The following is a 21042-nucleotide window of genomic DNA, read 5'->3' as shown; positions in this document are numbered from 1 at the left end:
TCATGGGGGAGGGCCAGGGAGGGGGTGGTTTCACGCCTCACCCCTCACCCCTACCCCCTTACGCCCCGACAAGATTTCACTGGCGATTGTGCCCGCGGCCGCGTATAGTGCCCACTGCAGTCAGTTCTTGCAGTCAGAGTCGGAAGTTCCCACGGTCGTTTTTCGTTGTACCGCAGTCACTCCCGCCGGTTGTTCTCAGGAATCCGCTGCATCATCCGTTTGTTTCTTAATAAGAGTTGAGGATTTATTTGCCATGACCAAAGGCACCGTGAAGTGGTTTAACGAAAGCAAGGGCTTCGGCTTCATCACCCCCGAAGACGGCGGCAAGGATGTGTTCGTGCATTTCTCCGCCATCGACGCGGGCGGCTTCCGCACCCTGGCCGAAGGCCAGCAGGTCTCCTTCGAAGTGACCAACGGCCCCAAGGGCCTGGCCGCTGCGAACGTGAAGTCCCTGTAAGACAGTCTGCCAACGCAGATTCAAAGAACCCCGCCTTGTGCGGGGTTCTTTTTTGGTGCGCGAGAAGGAGTCCCCATAGGGCGGCCCATGGCCGCCATTCCCGTCGGATCGAAACGCCGCCTGACCCCTGCCGCAGAGGCGCAGAGGCCCAATCTAAATCGTTAGACAGGATTCACAGGATAAAAAGCGGATAGACAGGATCAAGAACTGTTTACCTGTCAATCCTGAAAAATCCTGTCCATCCTGTCCATTCGCTCTTGGGTTCACGCATCGTGCCAGAAGCGCAGGGCGTAATCCCGGGACTCATCACGCACCGGCAGACCATCGAAACCCAGGCGCCTGAAGAATGGCGCGGCAGTGACAGACGCTTGACCCGATCCGGCAGCCGCCACGTCATCACCGCCCGCTCGATGACGGCGTTGATGGCGGGCAGGTCGCTCTTGTCACCCGCGCGCAGCGTCGTGTTCGGTTCCATCGTCGGAAGCGGGGCCCTGGTCGGCATCAAAAGCGATTCACCACGAAGCTCACGAAGAACACGAAGTCAATCCTCAGTTGTTTTGCCAGGAGCCTGTCGGACTTNNCCCACCGGCGCAGTAGGAGCAGCCTAAGTCCGACAGGCTCCTAGTGTCATTCTTCGTGTGCTTCGTGGTTACAGACGGTTTGAGCTCATCACGCGGCTATCGCGGGCCCATTGGATCCGGCAGTCACCTTGGCGACCCTGCGGGCACGGATGCGCTCCCAGACTTTCTCGTGGAAGTGGTAGGCGATGGTGTTGACGAACGGCTCCACCAGCGCCACCAGGCCACCGATCACCACGCTCCCGGTCAGCGCAAAGGCCACCCCGAAGGCGACACTGAAGTGCACGACGGCAAAGCTTGCGGTCTTGATCATGGCGGCATCTCCTCATCAAACAGATTGCTTGATGATGAAGTTATCTAAATGAGAATCATTATTGAAGTTGATTATTCGAATATCCATGATAGCTTGACGCTATTCAGACTCCGAAAGCGCCAATGACCGAAGACCCCAACGACGACGCGGGGCGGTAACATGGGGCCGCCCTTGTTTGCCCCTGACATCAGAAGCAATGGCCCCATGAGATCGGTACCGAGCATGACCTCTTCCGACCCCACGATCCCCCGACTCGCGGAGTTCATCGGTTTCCCTGGCGCGGGGAAGACGACCATCGCCGAGGCGGCCATCCGCCGGTTCCACGCGTTGGGCATCCCACCGCCCTACTTTTACAGTCGGGACGGCAAGCTGCGCTTTCAGCTTCACGAGAGCGGCCATGCGCTCCAACTGGTTCTCGCGGCCACAGCCCGGCTGGCTCGCGGGGGGCATGTCCGGCAGTTAAGCCGCTTCCTGCCGGTGATCAAGAACCTCCTCACGTTTCGCCGTACCCGCCGCCTGCTCACTGCCCACCCTCTGATCATCCACAATCAGGGACTCATACAGAGGCTCTACCTCCTGCGCGACGACGATCATCCGACTCAAAACCAGATGGAGGCCGTATTGGAACTGCTGCGTGATGACCTATCGGAGTTCCACGTGGTCATCGACATCCCGCCGGATGTTGCCGCAGCGCGCTATTTCGCACGGGCCAAGTCCAGCTCGCGCAGGCCATACAAGGGCTGGGACGAACGGCGCATCGCCTCGCTCTACGCGGCACAGCAGGAGGTCCTGAACCACATCATCCGCTGGCTGGAAACCCAGCCCGCCACAAGGGTTCTGCGCCTGGACGGCGAACTGCCACCGGAGGAAAACGGCGCCGTGCTCGTGGAGTGCCTCCTGGAGTCCACAACACCGCTCTCAGATACCCGGGCGGTGACGCCTGCATGACCGTGGCGGGGTCAGGTAGTCATGCGACGGCGCGAGTGTGACGGCACCGTCAGTATCCGCCATGCCTGACGAGGCGGTGCGCGCCCCTCCAACGGGAGACTCAGTCCACCGCCTTTGCACCAGGCGTGTGTTTTCGCGTTCATTCCAATCCAGTCAACTCCCGCATCTCCCGCTTCCAAGCGGCCAGGTCGTTCCGGTTGAATTTCGCCAGATGGTCATGCCCGCATGCGCGGGCCATCACCTGCATGAGCGCCACGGAACTTGTCAGAAAGCGGGCCAGACGTTCGGCCCCTGCTTCCACATCCAGTCGCTTGCGCAGTTTCGGATCCTGGGTTGCGACGCCCGAAGGACACTGGTTGGTGTGGCACATGCGCGCCGCGATGCAGCCCACCGCCTGGATCGCGCTGTTGGCGATGGCGATGCCGTCGGCCCCCAGCGCCAGGGCCTTGATAAAGTCCTCGGGCAGGCGCAGGCCGCCGGTGATGATGAGGGTGACGCCCTCGGCACCCCGTGCGTCCAGATGGCGCCGGGCGCGTACCAGCGCCGGGATGGTGGGCACGGAGATGTGGTCTCGAAAGAGGCGTGGGGCCGCCCCGGTGGCACCGCCCCGCCCGTCCAGGATGATGTAGTCGGCGCCCGCCTCCAGGGCGAAATCGATGTCCGCCTCGATGTGGTTGGCCGACAGCTTGAAGCCGATCGGAATGCCATCGGTCAGCTCGCGCACCCGATCGGCAAACTCCCGGAAGTCCCCGGGGGTAACCAGATCTGTGAAGGTGGGCGGGGAGACGGCGTCCTGCCCGGCCTTGAGGCCGCGCACCTTCGCGATCTCTTCGGTTACCTTGCGGCCGGGCAGATGGCCGCCGGTGCCGGTCTTGGCCGCCTGGCCGCCCTTGAAGTGCAGCGCGCCGATTTTCTCCAGCAGGGATTCCTCATAGCCGAACCTGGCCGAGGCGAGTTCATAGAGGTAACGCGGATTGGCGTCGCGCTCCTCGGGCATCATGCCCCCCTCGCCGGAGCAGATGCCCGTGCCGGCCTCGGCCGAACCGCGGGCCAGTGCCAGCTTGGCCTCCCGGGAGAGGGAGCCGAAACTCATGTCCGAGACGAACAGGGGGATGTCGAGCCTGAGCGGACGCTTCGCCCGCGGTCCGATGACCAGTTCGGTACCCACCTCGGCATCTTCAGGGAGCGGCCGGTTGGCGAGCTGGGCAGTGAGTATCTGGATGTCGTCCCAGCGGGGAAGCTCCGCGCGGGGCACGCCCATGGCCACGGTCTCGCCATGGGGGCCTGTCCGCTCCAGCCCGTGACGGGCCAGTTCGTGGATACGCTCGAGGGTGGGTTCCTCGCGGGTGGCCTTTACGAAGCCGTCGTCGCTGTCCGATGCCTCCCCGCCGTTGGAATCGTCTTCATCGTCGATCCCCGCATGGCTGCCGTCACAATAAGGCGGGTTGCCGGTACGCTTGCAGCGGCAGAGGTGCGCCTCACCGTCCTCCTCCGGGGTGAAGGCCAGCGGCTTGAATTCAGTGCCTTCGTGGGAGCCGTCGCAAAAGGGCTGGTTCTTCGAACGCCCGCACGCACACCAGTAATATTCCTTGCCGGCCTTCAACTCGACAGCGACGGGCGTGCGTGCGGCGATCTTCGGCTGGGCCATCGGAGGCTCCCCTGAGGATGGATTCGCGCCTCAGCATAACGCAGCACCGGCAAAAGAATGATTCAACCCCACGAACGCGATTGAATCCCACGAATCCCGCCTTGCCTCTTGCCTCTTGCCTCTTGAATCTTGAATCTTGAATCTTGAATCTTGAATCTCGCGGCCGCAGGCCGCCTTAAACCTCCCGGTAGATCTCCGCCCCCTTCTCCACGAACTCCACCGCCTTCTCCTGCATCCCCTTCTCCAGCGCCTCCTGCTCCGAGATCCCCTGTTTCGCCGCGTAGTCCCGCACGTCCTGGGTGATCTTCATGGAGCAGAAATTGGGGCCGCACATGGAGCAGAAGTGCGCCACCTTGTGGGCCTCCTTTGGGAGGGTTTCGTCATGGAATTCCCGGGCACGTTCGGGATCGAGCGAGAGGTTGAACTGGTCCTCCCAGCGAAACTCGAAGCGCGCCTTGGAGAGCGCGTTGTCGCGCACCTGCGCGCCGGGGAAACCCTTGGCGAGATCCGCCGCATGGGCTGCGATGCGGTAGGTGATGATGCCGTCGCGCACGTCCTGCTTGTTGGGCAGGCCCAGGTGTTCCTTGGGCGTCACATAGCAGAGCATGGCGGTGCCGTACCAGCCGATGTTGGCGGCGCCGATGCCCGAGGTGATGTGGTCGTAGGCGGGCGCGATGTCGGTCACCAGGGGACCAAGCGTATAGAACGGCGCCTCGAAGCACTCCTCCAGTTCCTTGTCCACGTTTTCCTTGACCATGTGCAGCGGAATGTGACCCGGACCCTCGATCATCACCTGCACGTCGTGCTCCCAGGCGATCTTCGTCAGTTCGCCGAGCGTCTCCAGCTCACCGAACTGCGCCGCGTCGTTGGCATCCGCCACGCAGCCGGGGCGCAGGCCGTCGCCGAGGCTGAAGGCCACGTCGTAGGCCTTCATGATCTCGCAGATCTCCTCGAAGTGGGTGTAGAGGAAGTTCTCGCGATGATGTGCAAGACACCACTTGGCCATGATGGACCCGCCGCGCGAGACGATGCCCGTGACGCGATCCGCCGTGAGCGGCACGTAGGGCAGCCTCACGCCCGCATGGATCGTGAAGTAGTCCACGCCCTGCTCGGCCTGCTCGATGAGCGTGTCGCGGAACAGGTCCCAAGTGAGCTCCTCGGGCTTTCCGTTCACCTTCTCCAGGGTCTGGTAGATGGGCACGGTGCCGATCGGCACGGGACTGTTGCGCAGGATCCATTCCCGGGTTTCGTGGATGTTCTTGCCGGTGGACAGATCCATGAGCGTGTCGCCGCCCCAGCGACAAGACCACACCAGTTTCTCCACCTCCTCGGCGATGCCGGAGGTGACCGCGGAGTTGCCGATGTTGGTGTTGATCTTCACCCGGAAGTTGCGCCCGATGATCATGGGCTCAAGTTCCGGGTGATTGATGTTGCTGGGGATGATGGCCCGGCCGGCGGCCACCTCATCGCGCACGAACTCGGGCGTGATCTCGTCGGGGATGCACGCACCGAAGGGCTGCCCCGGATGCTGGCGCAGCAGCTTCGCGTAACGGGGATCGGCGCGCATCTCCTGCAGGCGGCAGTTCTCGCGGACGGCCACGAACACCATCTCCGGCGTAATGACGCCCCGACGCGCGTAATGCATCTGGGTGACATTCAGGCCCGGGCGTGCGCGTCGCGGCGCACGGATGTGTTCAAAGCGAAGCGCCGCCAGTTCCGGGTCGGCGGCCCGCGCGCGGCCGAACTCGGACGTGGGGCCATCGAGGCGCTCGGTATCCTGGCGCGCCTCGATCCAGGCCTCGCGCAGAGCCGGCAGACCCTTCAGGAGATCGATCTCCGCCTGCGGGTCCGTATAGGGGCCCGAGGTGTCATACACCGTGATGGGCGGATTGTCCTCCACCCCCGTGGACGCGTGCGTGGGCGCCTGGCTCACCTCGCGCATGGGCACGCGGATGTCGGGGCTCGCACCCTCGACGAAGATCTTGCGGGAATTGGGGAACGGCCGCGTGATCTCCTCGGAGAGCCGCGCGGTCCGGTCGATGAAGTCCTGGGGGATGGCGCTCATGGTGTACCTCGCGTAGGGAGCGGCGGAAGGTACGGAGCGGCTGAGGAGGCGTGGCTCCGAAGCTTCCCTCCGCCGGTATGATCCGGTTCAGGTTCCAAGGGTAATCTCTCAGCCCCGAAGGGCACCCCTAGCCTCGCTGTGACCTGAAACTATAGCAGCCCGGTCGGGCTTACTGGAACAGTGGCGTTACAGTGGCAAGTGGCAAGTCTCAAGTAGCAAGGAAAGTCAAAGACTTGCAGCGTTGGCGAAGAGTCAAGAATGCAATGGACAGGATGAANNTCATCCTGTCCATTGCATTTCTCTGCGCCTCCGCGTCTCTGCGGCAAGCTCTTCTAGTCCAGCGCGGCTTCCAACCGCTCGCAGATCGTTTCAAGGACGGCGACGCGGCCGAAGCGCTTGTCTTCCGAGGGCACCAGGGTCCAGGGGGCGTGCTCGGTGCTGGTGCGGAACACCATCTCGTTCACGGCCGCCTCATACTCGGGGCGTTTTTCCCGGTTGCGCCAGTCCTCGTCGGTGATCTTGTGCTGCTTGTAGGCGGTCTTCTCCCGGGCGCGGAAGCGGGCCAGCTGCTCATCCCCGCTGATGTGCAGCCAGAACTTGTGCACCAGGATGCCGTGCTCGCAGAGCTGCTGCTCGAAGTCGTTGATCTCGTGGTAGGCACGGCGCCACTGGGCGGGCTGCGCCAGGCCTTCCACCCGCTCCACCAGCACGCGGCCGTACCAGGAACGGTCGAACACCGTGATGCGCCCCGCGCCCGGCACGCGGCGCCAGAAGCGCCACAGATAATGATGGGCCAGTTCCTCGTCCGTGGGCGCGCCTACCGGGATCACCCGGTGCAGGCGGGCATCGATGCCGGCCGTGAGGCGCCGGATGGTGCCGCCCTTGCCGGCGGCGTCCCAGCCCTCGAACACCAGCACGCTGGCTCGGCCCGCATCAAAGGCCTTCCAGGTCAGAGAGCGCAGGCATCGCTGGGCCTCTTCGAGGCGTTTACGGTAGCGGGGCTTGGCCAGTGACTGCCCCAGGTCCACCTGATCCAGCACCGTGCGCCGGGCGGCTTCCGCCTCGGGCAGGCTGGGGGCATGGGACAGGGCCTCCTTCCGTTCCGCGGGGCCTGTCGCATCCAGCCGCGCGCTGATGGTCTCCAGCAGGGTGCGGGCCACGGTCAGATCCCGGTAACGGGCATCCGCCGCCTCGATCAGATACCAGGGGGCCACGGCGGTATCCGTGGCCCGGATCAGCGTCTCGCCGACACCGAGAAGGGCCTTGTAGTCAAGGAGCTTGTCGCCGTTGCGCCGGCGCGACCAGCGGCTGTCCGGATCCTCCCGGCGCGCCTTGAGGCGTTGTTTCTGGGTATCCCTGTCCAGGTGGAACCAGAACTTGAGGATCAGGGTGTCGTCCAGGGCCAGCATGTGCTCGAGATCGCGGATGCGGGTCGCAGACGCCTCCACCCGGGCATCCTCCCACTCGCCGGTGGCACCGCGCACCAGGGGCTCCGCATACCAGCCCCCGAAGAACAGGCCGATCTTTCCGCGTGAAGGCAGACTGCGCCAGTAGCGCCAGTAACGGGGATGGGTCTGTTCCTCGCTGGAGACATCCCAGAAGGCGTGGGTCTCGGTCCCGCGGGTATCCAGCCAGCCGTTCAACCGGTTGACCACCTCGCCGCGGCCGACGCCCTCAACGCCCTCCACGATCACCAGCACGGAGACCCCGCTGTCGCGCAGGCGCCACTGGGCGTTGACGAGACACGTACGCAGGTCCGGCAACGTGTCCCGGTACTCGGATTTCGAGACCTTGCGCCCCAACTCCGCGGCTTCGAACATGGACGTGCCTCCGACCCTCCACCCTGTACTCGGACAGGCTCCTGGATATCCCACACGCAATCAAGGCGCCGGGCAAGCGGGGCTTGCCCGGCAGGGGCCTTCCCGTACGCCTTCGGGCCTCTTGGAAACCTGGCCGAGTAATCTGCACGTGGCGAGGCCGGTGGTGAATGGAGCCCGTGCTCCAGCCCGGGTTCATGGGGCGTGTGCTCGGCGCCGGCACTGGAACCGGTGGCGAATGGCATGCCCCGGTAACATTTCGTAACAAACCCGCAGAAACCTGACATCCGGTGCTAACACGCGCACAGGCAACCTCTTGACTCCAGCCATCTGAAAGAGGAAACACATGATGTCATTGTTGCGTCTCCGCGGCCGCGGCCGCCCGTTCGGCCCGATGGTCGCCGGCCTCGCCCTTGCTGCAGGCATGGGCGTAGCCTCCGCTCAAGAGGGCACACCGGCCATCACCATGGACATGTTCGAAACCGACAGCCGCGCGCCGCTTGTCCTGAATGAAACCGAGAAGAACTACGTACTCTGGGAGATGCGCGAGATGCTTATCGCGGTCCAGGGGATCCTCGAGGGCCTATCCAACGAGGACATGGAACGGGTTTCCAGCGCGGCGACCGTCATGGGCACGCATGCCGCGGACCAGGTGCCGGCGGTAACGGTGGCCAAGCTGCCGCTGCAATTCCGGGTATGGGCCACCGAGACCCACGAGGATTTCGATGCCATCTCGATTGCCGCGCGTTCCGGGGAGAGCCCCGACATGCTCATGTTCCGGGCATCGAGCATGCTTAACACCTGTATTGCCTGTCACGCCACCTATCGCATAAAGGTCGAATGACCGACCGCCCGATCGCTTGGGTGGCGGCGACACCATGCACTCATCACACTCGTGGTGTCGCCGCCCCATCGGGCATCTTCGCCCGATGGCAGGGCCCTGAATCCGGAATACGAAGTACGGCATCGGTCCCACCTTGGGGCCCCGGCAAAAGCTGCAGTTCCCAGCCATTGACCTCCGCAAGCTGCATGGCAACGGAGAGCCCCAGGCCACTGCCTCCGCTGGCGGAGTTTCGTGACTGCTCGATGCGATAGAACGGACGGAACACCAGTTCGCGCTCCGCCTCGGGAATCCCGGGACCCTGATCAAGGACATGAATGGCGCAGGCATCAGCCTCCCGGCGCAGGGTGATCGCGACCGGCTTTCCCCCTCCGTAACGCAAGGCATTGTCCACCAGATTCATGAGCACCCGGCGCAACGCCACGGGTCGGGTGACGATCCTGCAGGACGGCCCCGTCACACTCACATCCGCTTCACCAATGCGCCGCCCATCGTCCGCGATGGCGTCGAGCATCTCACGCAGCACGACCGGGACGCGCTCCTCCGCCTCCAGACCTCGGGCGATGTCCAGGAACTCCCCGATCAGAGAGTTCATCACTTCCAGATCCCGTCGCATCCTCTCGACGAGCTCGGGGTCATGCCGCACGGACAACAATTCCAGCGACAGCCCCAGGCGCGCAAGCGGGGTGCGCAGATCATGCGAGATGCCGGCAAGCATGGTGGTGCGTGCGGCAAGCAATTCCTTCACCTGTCGCGTCATCAGGTTGAATGATCGGGTCAGACCGGCGATCTCCTCCGGCCCGGTCTCGGGCACTGGCGCAGTAAACTCGCCCTGCCCCACCCGCCCGGCCGCCTCGGAAAGGCGGGCCAGGGGACGGGTGATGCGGCGCACGTAGACCAGAGCAGTACCGAAGGTCAGCAGGGCGCCAACAAGCAGCAGCACCATGACCACCGCGCCCGGATAGATCTCGAGCCGGCGTGCCGCGAATCCGAGTCGCACCTCGCCGGAGGCGGTGGCAAGATCCACCCAGAGCCAGTCATCGGAACCATCCGAATCCTGCCCGATGACAACGGATTCCCCCGTGCGGCGCCGAAGTGAATCCTCCAGGAACTCCAGATACGGATTGTAACGTCCCGGGGTCAACGGCCGCCCGGGCTCCGCCAGCCTGAGTCCCGCGCCGTCCACCGGAGGGGAACCCGGTGTATCCGAGTTCCGATCAACCATGCCGACGGACATCTCAGCGGTAAGCGTCATGAGTTGCGCCAGATCGTCCGCCGAACGCCTGGCCATGGGACCAACCAGAAAATAGCCGAGTACCGCGTGAGAGAACAGGTCGTAAACGATCAGCGCCACGGCGATGGCCGCCGCGGTGCGCGCAAACAGACTGCGTAGACGAAGTCTAAAGAACGCCATGTCTCGGTCACCAGGATGATCACACGATTGTCTCGTGCTTTTCGCGGCGGGTCATCAGTCGGTAACAAAGTGTTTCGACTCCGCAATACACCAGAAACCACAAGAATCCAAGGTACTTGACGCAGACTCACGGATGGCGCGACAGCCCGCCAGACCGGAAAAGGCGTTGTGCGCCGCGGATCCCGAAGAAAGCGACAGATCCCGGGCACAGACCGTCGCGGAGGGAACGAACACATAACGAAGGGAGCGCGATAACAAACCACCATAAGAGGATTATGACAATGAAGGTAACAGGTACCAGGCATTGCACGGCCGCCCTGCTGGCGGCAACCGCCCTGGCTGTTGCGGGCGCCGCCGCAGCCGACGTAGAGATCTGGGGGCAGGCGCATCTTTCACTCGACCGAGTGAATGACTCATTCACCGATCCAGGCGACCCCACACCGGAGAGTCAAACCCGATTCTCCAGCAACACCAGCATCCTGGGTCTTCGAGGCTCCGAGGACCTCGGCGATGACTCGCGCCTGGTATGGCAGATCGCCCAGGTGATCAACATGGACGGCACGGGCGACATGAGCTTCACGACCTTCAACAGCTTCGCGGGTCTGACGGGATCCTGGGGGCGAGCCATCGTCGGCATTCACGACACGCCGTTCAAGATGTTCAACGACCAACTCAACCCCTTCGCGGCGACACTGGGGGACAACCGCACCATCATGGGCACCGGGGACAGGGGACAACCCATGCAGGGGACACACTACAATGTACGCGCCCGGAACGTCGCCATGTACACCACCCCGAATCTGAACGGGTTTCAGGGCATGGTCGCCTACAGCACGGACTATCGTGGCCAGGACAGGGACGAGGACATCTGGAGCGCCAGCATCCGCTATACGACACCTCAGTTTCAGGTCGGTCTGGCCTACGAGGATCACGACGAAGTCGACGGCAGCAAGGCGCTGCGGCTCGGGGGACGCGTGAACCTGGGGCAATTCCAGATCGGCGGCGTGTACGAGACCATCGACGGCGATTCAACCGACTCGCCTCACCTGGACCGCGACGCCTGGAGCCTGTGGGGCGCATACAGGACCGGGCCCTACACCCTGCGCGCCCTGTACGCCACGGTCGATTCGTACTCCGGCTCCAGCGACACGGGTGCCGATCTGTGGACCGTTGGAATCTGGCGCAACCTGTCCGAACGCACCAACGTGTACGCACTGTACGCGGCCCTCAACAATGAGGACAACAGCCAACGAGCGCTCGGGCGATTTGGTCACGGAGAGCACTACATTCCGGAGCTTGGCGACAACGTCGCGGGCGTTTCGCTGGGTCTGTTCCACCGATTCTAGGCGCCGGCCGGGTCCGCGGGCGGCCGGCAGCCCGCTCTCCCAGGAGCCCATGGGGTCGCCGCGGACCCGGCATCTGCCTGAATCCCCATAACATCCCCGCGGGTCGCTGATGACTCATGCACCGCGACCCGTGGGGCTTTCCCGAGGGATTGACACCATGTACGCAACCCGAATCACACGTCATCTGATGTGGGCCCTTCCGCTGCTGGCCCTGTGCCTGTCGGCCTACGCCGATACGCCGGCGAACCGTCCCGCGGGCGGCCCGCCGTTCGCACAGTGGCCCTGTCACAGCTACACCCACCCCTGCGGAGAAATACCCACCCGCCCGGCGGTATCGGCGCAGATGCCATCTGACCTCGAAGGAGATCCCGATCGCGGCCGCGCGCTGGCGCACAACCGGAGCAAGGGCAACTGCCTGACCTGCCACATGATGCAGGGTGGGGCCCAGGGCGGCACAGTGGCCCCGGACCTGAGCCAATACGCCACCTGGGGACGATCAACGGAGGAGATCTATGCACGCATACATGACCAGCGTGCGTTCATTGCCGGCACCGTCATGCCCCCCTTCGGCACGAATGAGATCCTGACCGAACAGGAGATCATGGACATCGTCTCCTATCTGAAGAATTCGAGGTAAACCATGTACACGCATAACAGAATCGGCGCTCAAACCAAACGCGCCAGAGTGGGCGGCGTACTGGCGGCCATCGCTCTGGCGGCAGGCGCGGGTACGGTCGCGGCCCAGCAGGGCGGTGCCCAGGAATACGTACCCTTCGACGACATCGATCCGACCCTGGGCTATCGCGCCGACATGGAATTCTCCGGCACCGTGCGCTACTGGAAGGACGAAGAGACCCTGCGCCAATATCTGTCCTGGGTCGGAGATCCGGAGAACGAATGGAAGCTCAACTACAAGCATCGTGACCTGGAGTACGACGATCTGCACGGCGGGCATTTCTACCTGGAAGAGGGGGAAGAGGCCTTCAGGAAACTGAGCGAACGGCACCCGGAATTCCCCCGTTGCGTCGGCTGGGGCGAGACCGACCTCGTCGGGGCCGCCACACGGTATCCGCGCCACGATTCCGAGACAAACACCATCGTGACCCTGGAGAGCCGGATCGAACATTGCGCCAAGGCAATCGCCGAACAGGAGATCCCCCAGGGCAGCCCGGGCAACACACGTCTTGCCCTGTACGTCAAGTCGCTCAGTCACGGCATGCCCATCAACATGGAGATCGGCCAACCCGAACTGCGCATGGCCTACGAGCGGGGCAAGGGTCTGTTCTACAGGAAAGTGGGACAGTTCAACTTCGCCTGCGCCACCTGCCACTCGCCCGGCACACCGGTGATGGGCCAGCGTTTGCGGGGACAGGTCTCCACCACGCCCTTTGCCTTCGCGGCCCATTTCCCCACCTACCGCAGCGCCCGGGGCACCGTGGAGACCCTGCAAACGCGCATCGGGTTGTGCAGCCGACAGATGCGCGTCATGCCGTTGCGCCCCGGCGATCCGGCCTACGTGGATCTCGAAGTCTTCCTCACCGCCCTGTCCAACGGCTACCCGATCGTCTCACCGGGTGTCCGCTAACGGTTCCATCCGGGACCTTGGGACACGTCACCGCGGGGCCCCACGCATCCGTCTGACGGAGGCGCAGGGCCCCTCGTAACACCCTGTAACACTTGTCCGCCGACCGGACACAGAAAGGAAACCGCATCGGGTGAACAATGGCGCCGCAACGCATCAGTCACCCAGTCATCAGAAAGGTATGCACATGAAAAACGGTATCGCCAAGGTGCTCGCGAGCGCGGGTATCATCGTTCTCCTCATCACGATCACCCAACCACCGGGGGCGTATGCAAAGGAAGAGCATACCGCTCTGGGACCGCAGCTCAGCGAACGGCTCCGGACGCTGCTGCGGGAGGAGATGAACCTCATACAGGCCGGCATGGGGCGGGCCCTGATCGCCATCGCCGCCGGCGACCATCAGGCCGTGTACGAGAACGGACGCGACATCTACAAAAGCTTCATCCTCAAGCAGCAGCTCACCGAGGAGGACCGCAGGGAACTCATGGCGGTCGCGCCCGTGGGGTTCATCGAATTGGACGGTGCGTTTCATGACACCGCCCACAAGCTGGCCAAGGCCGGACGCGACGAGGACTCCGAACTGCAGGCCTTCTACTTCTCCAGGCTGGTTGAGAGTTGCACCGTCTGCCATGGCCGCCATGCCAGCGACCGGTTCCCCGGCCTGAGCCGCCTGGGCGAATCGGGCAGCGGCCACCATCATCACTGACCACGGTGGGTGTCATGGGCAAAAACCTTGCCTCTGTCCTTGCCGCGGCCGTTACCGGTCTGGTCATGGCCGGCACGGCCGCCTCGGAGGTCACCTACCGGGATCATGTACGCCCCCTGTGGGAAGCCAAGTGCGCGGCCTGCCACGGCGCCGAATCCCCTTACCTGGGTGAGTTCGAGGAGGACCAGGAGCGCTACAAGCGCGAACTCAAGGGTCCGCGCATGGACACCCATGCCGACCTGATCTTCTTTGTCGCATGGCCCGACACGGGTGCCCTGATGCGCCGCCTGGACGACGGCAGCAACACCACTGACGGCAAACCCGGCAACATGTACGAACATCTGGGTGAAACCGAGACGCAACGCCAGCGCAACCTGGCCGTATTCAAGGCCTGGGTCGGCGGCGATGATGCATGGATCATGAAGCGCCCCGGGGAGATCACCAAGGAGGAACTGGATCGGTTCCGACTGGCGTACTGACACACGGCGTGGGGAACGGATCATCCCCATGGTCCTAGCCCGCATATCTCACCACCCTTCTACTGCGGTCGCCGATATGCGGGCTAGAGGTTGTCTGGCGGTGTGCCCGCCTCCATGAGGCGGGCTTTTTTATCCCCGCTGCCCGGAAGGCGTGAATACGTAACCGACACCCCAGACCGTGCGAATGTAGCGCGGTGAGGACGGGTCTTCCTCGATCTTGCGCCGCAGGCGGGTCACGCGCACATCGACACTGCGATCGAACGGGGAACGCTCATAGCCCTTGAGCAGATCCAGGAGCTTGTCCCGGCTCAAAACACTGTTGGCGTGTTCGGCGAACACGCGCAGCAGTGCGAGATCCCCGGCCGTGAGGGCGACTTCGTCCCCGTCCCGTGTGAGCACGTAGCCGTCGAGATCGAGGCGAAACGGTCCAAAGGCGACGACACGACGCGACTCGTCGCCCCCGGGGACCTGCCGAACCCTGCGCCGCAGCACTGCCCGGATTCGTGCCAGCAATTCACGCGGATTGAAAGGCTTGGGCAGGTAGTCGTCCGCTCCCACTTCAAGACCGACGATCCGATCCACCTCCTCACCCCGCGCCGAGAGCATGATCACCGGCCAGTCATGCCGGGCGCGCAGGCGCCGGGCGATTGCCAAGCCGTCCTCACCCGGCAGCATGAGGTCGAGGATGATCAGGTCGGGGGTCTGCGCTGCGAGGTATTCATCCATGGCACGGCCGTCGGGCACCGCCGCCGCTTGGTAGCCGCCTTCCTGAAGATATCGCTGCAACAAGTCCCGCAGCCCCTGATCGTCATCCACAATGAGAATAGTCTCGCCCGCATTCATGTTTGCAACATTACCAGCAGTGCGCACGCCCTGCACCAATTGCGGAATATGCCCACGGAAATCCTCCCGACTTGCTCGTGGAAGGCCTTGCTCGTACCCTTGCATCGTCGGCCAACCGCACACACCGGAGCCAGAGCCGCTAACCCATCGCTTCAGGACCCGCCATGAACTTCGAACAGGCCCGCTTCAACATGGTCGAGCAGCAGATCCGCCCCTGGGACGTGCTCGATCAGCGCGTGCTCGACGTGATCGAGCAGACGCCCCGTGAACTGTTCGTCCCGCAGAACTATCGCAATATCGCCTACGCGGATCTCGAGATCCCGCTGGGCCACGGCGAATCCATGATGGCACCCAAGGTGGAGGGCCGGATGCTCCAGGCGCTGGAGATCTCGCCCGCGGATGTCTGCCTGGAGGTGGGCACGGGCTCGGGTTACGTCACCTGCTGCATGGCGAAGCTGGGGGCGCACGTGGACAGCGTGGAGATTCACGACGACTTCAAGACCTCGGCAATGAAGCATCTGGAGCAGACCGGCATCCTCAATGTCGCCCTGAGCCAGGGCGACGCCGCCAAAGGGTGGACCACCCAGCGCGAACGCTACGACGTGATCGCGGTAACAGGCAGCCTGCCGGAGTACCGGGACTGTTTCGAGCGCCAACTCAATCCCGGCGGACGCCTGTTCGTGGTGGTGGGCGATGCCCCCGTCATGGAGGCCTGGCGGGTCACGCGCCTGGGCGAGAACGAGTTTGTGCGTGAAAAGCTGTTCGAGACCTGCCTCAAGCCGCTCGTGGGGACCGAGCGCAAGCCGGTATTCCGCTTCTGAGCGCCGCGCCCGAGGGGCGTCGGCGCGGCCATGCCCATGCGCCAGTTCACACCCGCACAACTTGACGCGTATCTTCGCGAGACCCCGACACCGCCGCTGCTCCTGGACGTGCGCGAACCGTGGGAGTACGAAATCGCTCACATCGAGGGTTCCACCCTGGTACCGCTCCGGCAGGTGCCTGAACTGGTCAACCGGGAAGACCCCGAGCGGGAGATTGTTGTGATCTGCCACCATGGCATACGCAGTCACCACGCCGGACTGTTTCTGGAACATCACGGGTTCAGGCGGATCATCAACCTGGCCGGAGGTATCGATGCGTGGGCGCGGCAGGTGGATACCGACCTTCCTGTGTACTGACTGCGGGCAGGTTTCCCACAACGCACCGCGATGGCCAAAGTATATTAGGGCGTGCTAATTTATTAGGGGTCGACTTTCAGGGCACCGCCCAATGCCGCAGGAGACGCTTCATGTTCGCCGGCTCACGCACCATGCTTCTTGCCTTAGTCCTGTTCGCCTGGGGCCTCGCTCCACTCAAGGCGCACGGCGCCGACCTCTGGTCCGTCTACCAGGTGGCCCTGGAGCACGATGCCGAGCTGCGGGCCGCCGAAGCGGACTTCCGCGCGGCGCTGGAAGCCCGCCCCCAGGCCCGCTCGGTCCTGCTGCCCCAACTCGAGGCCGGTGCCTCGCAGTCCCATACGCGCACCGAGCCATCGGGGCTGCCCAACGACAGCTTCGATACCACGCGCCTTGAACTGACGCTCAACCAGACCGTCTACGACCACCGCAACTACGTGGCGCTGCGCCAGGCGGACCTGGGCATCGCCCAGGCCACCGCGGTGCGCGACAGTGCACGCCAGGAACTGATCGTACGGGTGGCCGAGGCCTATTTCGGCGTGCTGGCGGCCCAGGACAACCTCAGTTTCGCCCAGGCGGAGAAAGAGGCCATCGGCCGGCAGCTGGAACAGTCGGAACGCCGCTTCGAGGTGGGGCTGATCGCCATCACCGACGTGAAGGAATCCCAGGCCCAGTTCGACATCGCCGTGGCCCAGGAGATCGCGGCCATGAACCAGCTGGACGTGGCCCGGGAACAGCTTGCCGTGGTCACCGGTCAGTACTACGAGGCACTGTCCGGCCTGCGCGACACCATACCGCTGACCACACCCGAACCCGAAGACATGGACCAATGGGTCGCCACGGCCGTGGACAGCAATCTGGCGCTCACCGCCCAACGCTTCGCCACCGAGTTCGCCGCCGAGGAGATCAAGCGCCAGCGTGCCGGTCACTATCCCACGGTCGGATTGCAGGCCAGCTATGCGGATGTCGACACTCACGGCGCGACGGGCGTAAACCCCCAGTTCCAGGATCGCCGCGAGAGCCAGATCGCCTTGCAGCTACGCATCCCCCTGTATACGGGCGGTCGCACCACCTCCCTGACGCGCGAGTCCAGGGAGCGCTTCGATGGCGCCCGTGAACAGCTGGACCTGACCCAGCGCCGCACCGTGCAGCAGACCCGCAGCGCCTATTTGTCCGTGGTGTCGGGTGCTTCCCAGGTGCGGGCCCTGAACCGCGCGCTGGAATCCACCCAGGCCGCAGCCGAAGCCGCCGAGGCCGGGTTCGAGGTGGGCACCCGCACCGCGGTGGACGTGCTGCTGGCCCTGCGCGAGGTGTTCCGTGCCCAGCGTGATTTCGCCCAGGCCCGCTACGACTTCGTGCTCAACACCCTGCGCCTGAAACAGGCGGCGGGCACCCTGGACGAACAGGACCTGCGGGCGGTCAACGCCTGGTTGCAGTAGGACCAAGATGAGTAATCAGCTTTGCCATGCGGCGCACAGTCAGCTGCTGATCGTCGACATGCAGGAGCGCCTTGCCGGCGCCATGGATGACATCGCCCGTAATGCCTCCATTCGTGCCGCCGGCATCCTTGCCCAGTCCGCCGGGCATCTGGAGATCCCGGTGATTGTATCGGAGCAATATCCCAAGGGACTGGGATACACCGTGGATGCGCTTTCGGCGGACCTGCCGGACAATGCCCGCGTGCTGGAGAAGATCGCCTTTTCCTGCTGCGGCGAGGCGGGCATCCTGGACGCACTGAAGGGCGCGCGCCGGCCGCAGGTGGTGGTGTGCGGCATGGAGACGCACGTGTGCGTGCTGCAGACGGCCATGGATCTGCAGGCGGCGGGTTTCCAGGCCTTCGTGCCGGAAGACGCCGTGTGTTCCCGGGACCCTGCCAACAAGGCCAACGCCCTGCACCGCCTGCGCCAGGCGGGCATCACTGTGACCAACACCGAATCGGTGATCTTCGAGTGGCTGCGCGATGCGCGTCATTCGCAGTTCAAGACGCTGACTGCGTTCATCAAGTAGATGAGGCGTTAGGCGGGGAGCCTACTCCGCCTGCCCGGGGACGCAAGCCCCCGCAGGTCATTCCTTCCCCGATCACTCGCCCAAAATCCCCTCCCCCTCATGGGGGAGGGCCAGGGTGGGGGTGGTTTCACACCTATCCCCTATCGCCTCACCCCTCACGCTTCACGCCTCACTATCCGGACTATATCTCCGTGGTCGTCCTGCGCGCCAGGATCTCCTCGACCCAGGCGACCACGCTGTCGAGCGCACCCCTGTTTGCTTCCACAACGCCGTCCGCCGCCGCGCCGCGGCGTTGACGCTCATCGTCATCGCCCAACCAGGCCCTGAGGACGTCTGCCAGTGCGTCCGCGTCGGCCACCACCCGGGCACCACCTGCCCCCACCAGGCCGTCGAACACCTCACGAAAATTGAACACGTGTGGTCCGGTCAGCACCGGCACGTGGTGAACCGCCGCTTCCAACGGATTGTGGCCGCCCGTGGGTACGAGGCTGCCGCCCAGAAAGGCCACCTGCGCGAGGGGGAAGAGATCCGGCAGTTCGCCCATGGTGTCCCCCAGCCAGACGGCCGTCGCGGCATCCGGTACCTCGTCGCGGGAACGCCGCGCCACGGCAAAACCCGATTTCCCGCAGAGCCGCGCCACAGCATCGAAACGTTCGGGATGCCGAGGCACCAGGATCAGCAGGGCATCGGGCATGTGCTTCCTGAGCGCCGCGTGGGCGGCAAGCACCTGTTCGTCCTCGCCGTCGTGAGTGCTTGCAGCGATCCACACGGGACGCGCCTCACCTGGATTGCTGGCAGCAGACCGCACCGTGTCGGAGGGCGCGGGCAGGTCATATTTCAGGTTCCCCGTGACCCGCAACCGTGCCGCGTCCGCACCCAGCGCCAGAAAGCGGCGCGCGTCTTCTTCCGAGCGGGCCGCCAGCGCGGTCACCGAACGCAGCGCCTGCGCCACCAGCGGACGCACCCGCCGGTACCCACCCAGCGAACGCTCCGACAGGCGCGCATTCACCAGCATGACCGGCACCCCCTCGCGGCGGCAGGCGGCGTAGAGGTTGGGCCAGAGTTCGGTTTCCATCACGAGAAGCAGATGCGGATTGATGCGCCGGACAACGGCACCCGCCAGGTGCGGCAAATCCACAGGTAGGTAGCGGTGCTCGACGCGGTCGCCGAAACGGCGCTGCACTTCGGCAGAACCCGTGGGCGTGGTGGTCGTCACCAGCACCGCATGATCCGGAAAGCGGGCGAACAGCGCTTTGATCAACGGCGATGCCGCCACCACTTCACCCACCGAGACCGCATGCACCCAAAGGCGCGGCCGCACAGACATGGACACTCCGGCGGTAAAGCGCTCACGCCAGCGCCGGAGGTACGCCGGGTTGCGCCGCGCGCGCCAGAGCAGCCGCACCGCAATGAGCGGCCAGAGCAGATAAAGCAGGATGGAGTAACCGGTGCGCCACATGGAGGGCGTGGATGCGTCCCCGTTTCAATAAGGCACGGATGTTAGCACGCGGCCGCACATGGAGCCGGCGCCGGGCGAGCGTTCGTCACCACCCTTCGCAGACGACCCGCCGAATCCCGGCCCAGTCGGCACAGACGTGATCGGCCCCGACATCCCCAGAATTCGGGGCAAGCAGAATCGTGCGGCACCCGGCTCGCCGGCCTGCCTCCATGTCCGAGGGCTTATCGCCGATCATGAAGCTTCGGGCTGTATCGACCCCGAGGTGCTCCGCCGATTGCCGGATCATGAGGGGCGAGGGCTTGCGGCATTCACATTGGTCCTCGGGGGCGTGCAGGCAGTAGCGCGCATCGTCGATGTACACGCCTTGCGCCCCAAGCAGCTCCAGCAGACGCTCATGAACGGCCTGCACGGCATCGGGACCGAAATATCCCCGACCGACACCCGACTGGTTGCTGATGATGGACAGGCGATAGCCCGCGGCCGTGCAGGCGGCAAGCGCCTCGGCGACACCGGGCAGGAGCGACACCTGGTCCGGCTGGCTGGGGTAACCCACATCCACCATAAGAGTGCCGTCGCGGTCAAGAAACAGGGCTCTGGACGACATGGATCATCCGCCCGGACGAGAGACGCGAGCCAGGTGCGCAACGATCATTCGGAGCTTCCGCTCCCGTGTGCCTCCGTCGGGATGCGACCGTCGGCGACGGCCTCATCCACACCCATGCAGATCAGGTGGCCGATGGCGATGTGGCTCTCCTGGATGCGCGCGGTGTCGTCGGAGGGTACCCGCAAGCAATGATGGACAACGGCAGCCAGCTTTCCGCCGCTGCGCCCGGTAAGGCCCACCGTGGTCAGCCCGCCGACACGTGCCGCTTCCATGGCCTTCAATACATTGGGCGAATTGCCGCTGGTACTCAGGCCGACGACCACGTCGCCCTTGCGGCCCAGGCCCTGGATCTGACGGAGGAAGATTTCGTCGAAACCGTAGTCGTTGCCGATGCTGGTGAGGATAGAGGTGTCGGTGGTGAGCGCCAAGGCGGCCAGCGGCCGGCGCTCGCGCACGAAACGCCCGACCAGTTCCGCGGCCAAGTGCTGCGAGTCCGCGGCGCTGCCGCCGTTGCCGAAGAAGAAGATGGTGTTGCCGCGGGCCAGTGCCTCAACCACCGCGTCGATGACGACCAGGATCGCGTCCGCCTGCTCATCGGCGAGCTGCATCTTGATCCGCGCACTCTCGCGCAGTACTTCACTGAGGGTTTCCGGGGTCATGGTCACGGAGGTCCTGGACTGTGGATCAAAAGCGTATCAGGGCGGCCGACGGCTCCGCCATCGGAACGAAGATCTCCTGCCGTAGACATCATGGATTGACC

The 21042-nt window shown here is 64.4% G+C and carries 22 protein-coding genes and 1 riboswitch; of the genes, 12 read left to right on the top strand and 10 right to left on the bottom strand.

The window, feature by feature from the left end; translation table 11 throughout:
• The first annotated feature begins 253 nt into the window (after window positions 1-253).
• Window positions 254-457, top strand: a complete 204-nt coding sequence (gene cspE / locus B1C78_RS11355) for a transcription antiterminator/RNA stability regulator CspE (RefSeq protein ID WP_077279287.1) — start codon at window positions 254-256, stop codon at window positions 455-457.
• 211 nt (window positions 458-668) lie between these two features.
• Here the strand turns inward: cspE and B1C78_RS11350 are convergent, their stop codons facing one another.
• Entirely contained in the window at window positions 669-932 is a 264-nt protein-coding gene (locus B1C78_RS11350; RefSeq protein WP_245795405.1) for a hypothetical protein, read from the bottom strand.
• Between the two features lie 194 nt (window positions 933-1126).
• Window positions 1127-1348, bottom strand: coding sequence for a DUF2061 domain-containing protein (locus B1C78_RS11345; protein WP_077279286.1), 222 nt, complete (start codon window positions 1346-1348; stop codon window positions 1127-1129).
• A 222-nt stretch (window positions 1349-1570) separates the two neighbouring features.
• On the opposite strand from B1C78_RS11345, the gene B1C78_RS11340 reads away from it, so the two are divergent.
• Window positions 1571-2296 (top strand): hypothetical protein, encoded by a 726-nt coding sequence (locus B1C78_RS11340; RefSeq protein WP_077279285.1) that lies wholly within the window; start codon window positions 1571-1573, stop codon window positions 2294-2296.
• A 139-nt stretch (window positions 2297-2435) separates the two neighbouring features.
• Here the strand turns inward: B1C78_RS11340 and B1C78_RS11335 are convergent, their stop codons facing one another.
• From B1C78_RS11335 to pap, 3 genes are all read right to left on the bottom strand, one after another.
• Window positions 2436-3944, bottom strand: a complete 1509-nt coding sequence (locus B1C78_RS11335) for a glutamate synthase-related protein (RefSeq protein ID WP_077279284.1) — start codon at window positions 3942-3944, stop codon at window positions 2436-2438.
• 175 nt (window positions 3945-4119) lie between these two features.
• Window positions 4120-6009: a phosphomethylpyrimidine synthase ThiC gene (gene thiC / locus B1C78_RS11330; protein ID WP_077279283.1), complete on the bottom strand. Its 1890-nt coding sequence runs from the start codon at window positions 6007-6009 to the stop codon at window positions 4120-4122.
• Between the two features lie 47 nt (window positions 6010-6056).
• Window positions 6057-6148, bottom strand: a riboswitch (TPP riboswitch).
• A 193-nt stretch (window positions 6149-6341) separates the two neighbouring features.
• Window positions 6342-7829, bottom strand: a complete 1488-nt coding sequence (gene pap, locus B1C78_RS11325) for a polyphosphate:AMP phosphotransferase (RefSeq protein WP_077279282.1) — start codon at window positions 7827-7829, stop codon at window positions 6342-6344.
• 343 nt (window positions 7830-8172) lie between these two features.
• On the opposite strand from pap, the gene B1C78_RS11320 reads away from it, so the two are divergent.
• Window positions 8173-8670 (top strand): hypothetical protein, encoded by a 498-nt coding sequence (locus tag B1C78_RS11320; RefSeq protein ID WP_077279281.1) that lies wholly within the window; start codon window positions 8173-8175, stop codon window positions 8668-8670.
• A 43-nt stretch (window positions 8671-8713) separates the two neighbouring features.
• Here B1C78_RS11320 and B1C78_RS11315 read toward each other — a convergent pair whose 3' ends face one another.
• Window positions 8714-10081 carry a HAMP domain-containing histidine kinase gene (locus tag B1C78_RS11315; protein WP_077279280.1) on the bottom strand — a complete coding sequence of 456 codons (1368 nt, stop codon included), beginning with the start codon at window positions 10079-10081 and terminating at the stop codon, window positions 8714-8716.
• 281 nt (window positions 10082-10362) lie between these two features.
• Between B1C78_RS11315 and B1C78_RS11310 the strand changes: the two genes are divergently transcribed.
• The 5 genes from B1C78_RS11310 to B1C78_RS11290 all read left to right on the top strand — a co-directional run bounded on the left by B1C78_RS11310 (window position 10363) and on the right by B1C78_RS11290 (window position 14194).
• The gene (locus B1C78_RS11310; protein ID WP_175628292.1) at window positions 10363-11427 is read left to right on the top strand and encodes a porin; all 1065 of its coding nucleotides are present in this window, start codon (window positions 10363-10365) and stop codon (window positions 11425-11427) included.
• Between the two features lie 157 nt (window positions 11428-11584).
• Entirely contained in the window at window positions 11585-12064 is a 480-nt protein-coding gene (gene soxX, locus B1C78_RS11305) for a sulfur oxidation c-type cytochrome SoxX (protein ID WP_175628291.1), read from the top strand.
• Between the two features lie 3 nt (window positions 12065-12067).
• Complete coding sequence (gene soxA, locus B1C78_RS11300; protein ID WP_077279277.1) at window positions 12068-13012, top strand: sulfur oxidation c-type cytochrome SoxA; 945 nt, start codon at window positions 12068-12070, stop codon at window positions 13010-13012.
• A gap of 184 nt (window positions 13013-13196) precedes the next feature.
• Entirely contained in the window at window positions 13197-13715 is a 519-nt protein-coding gene (locus B1C78_RS11295; RefSeq protein WP_139349907.1) for a hypothetical protein, read from the top strand.
• A gap of 14 nt (window positions 13716-13729) precedes the next feature.
• Entirely contained in the window at window positions 13730-14194 is a 465-nt protein-coding gene (locus B1C78_RS11290) for a cytochrome C (RefSeq protein WP_077279275.1), read from the top strand.
• 129 nt (window positions 14195-14323) lie between these two features.
• Here the strand turns inward: B1C78_RS11290 and B1C78_RS11285 are convergent, their stop codons facing one another.
• Window positions 14324-15037 carry a response regulator gene (locus B1C78_RS11285; RefSeq protein ID WP_077279274.1) on the bottom strand — a complete coding sequence of 238 codons (714 nt, stop codon included), beginning with the start codon at window positions 15035-15037 and terminating at the stop codon, window positions 14324-14326.
• A 164-nt stretch (window positions 15038-15201) separates the two neighbouring features.
• Between B1C78_RS11285 and B1C78_RS11280 the strand changes: the two genes are divergently transcribed.
• The 4 genes from B1C78_RS11280 to B1C78_RS11265 all read left to right on the top strand — a co-directional run bounded on the left by B1C78_RS11280 (window position 15202) and on the right by B1C78_RS11265 (window position 18219).
• Window positions 15202-15858 (top strand): protein-L-isoaspartate O-methyltransferase family protein, encoded by a 657-nt coding sequence (locus B1C78_RS11280; RefSeq protein WP_077279273.1) that lies wholly within the window; start codon window positions 15202-15204, stop codon window positions 15856-15858.
• Between the two features lie 36 nt (window positions 15859-15894).
• Window positions 15895-16215, top strand: a complete 321-nt coding sequence (locus B1C78_RS11275; protein ID WP_077279288.1) for a rhodanese-like domain-containing protein — start codon at window positions 15895-15897, stop codon at window positions 16213-16215.
• Window positions 16216-16346: 131 nt separating this feature from the next.
• Window positions 16347-17651, top strand: coding sequence for a TolC family outer membrane protein (locus B1C78_RS11270; RefSeq protein ID WP_139349908.1), 1305 nt, complete (start codon window positions 16347-16349; stop codon window positions 17649-17651).
• Window positions 17652-17658: 7 nt separating this feature from the next.
• Window positions 17659-18219, top strand: a complete 561-nt coding sequence (locus B1C78_RS11265; protein ID WP_077279271.1) for a hydrolase — start codon at window positions 17659-17661, stop codon at window positions 18217-18219.
• Window positions 18220-18400: 181 nt separating this feature from the next.
• On the opposite strand, the gene waaA is transcribed toward B1C78_RS11265, so the two are convergent.
• The 3 genes from waaA to B1C78_RS11250 all read right to left on the bottom strand — a co-directional run bounded on the left by waaA (window position 18401) and on the right by B1C78_RS11250 (window position 20941).
• Window positions 18401-19678, bottom strand: coding sequence for a lipid IV(A) 3-deoxy-D-manno-octulosonic acid transferase (gene waaA / locus B1C78_RS11260; RefSeq protein ID WP_077279270.1), 1278 nt, complete (start codon window positions 19676-19678; stop codon window positions 18401-18403).
• Between the two features lie 85 nt (window positions 19679-19763).
• Window positions 19764-20282, bottom strand: a complete 519-nt coding sequence (locus B1C78_RS11255) for a D-glycero-alpha-D-manno-heptose-1,7-bisphosphate 7-phosphatase (RefSeq protein WP_077279269.1) — start codon at window positions 20280-20282, stop codon at window positions 19764-19766.
• Window positions 20283-20326: 44 nt separating this feature from the next.
• Window positions 20327-20941: a D-sedoheptulose-7-phosphate isomerase gene (locus B1C78_RS11250; protein ID WP_077279268.1), complete on the bottom strand. Its 615-nt coding sequence runs from the start codon at window positions 20939-20941 to the stop codon at window positions 20327-20329.
• Between the last annotated feature and the right edge of the window lie 101 nt (window positions 20942-21042).

The organism is Thioalkalivibrio denitrificans, assembly GCF_002000365.1.
Lineage (GTDB): Bacteria > Pseudomonadota > Gammaproteobacteria > Ectothiorhodospirales > Ectothiorhodospiraceae > Thioalkalivibrio_A > Thioalkalivibrio_A denitrificans.
Note: the sequence above shows the minus strand (reverse complement) of the source record. Positions and strands in the feature narration are given on the sequence as shown.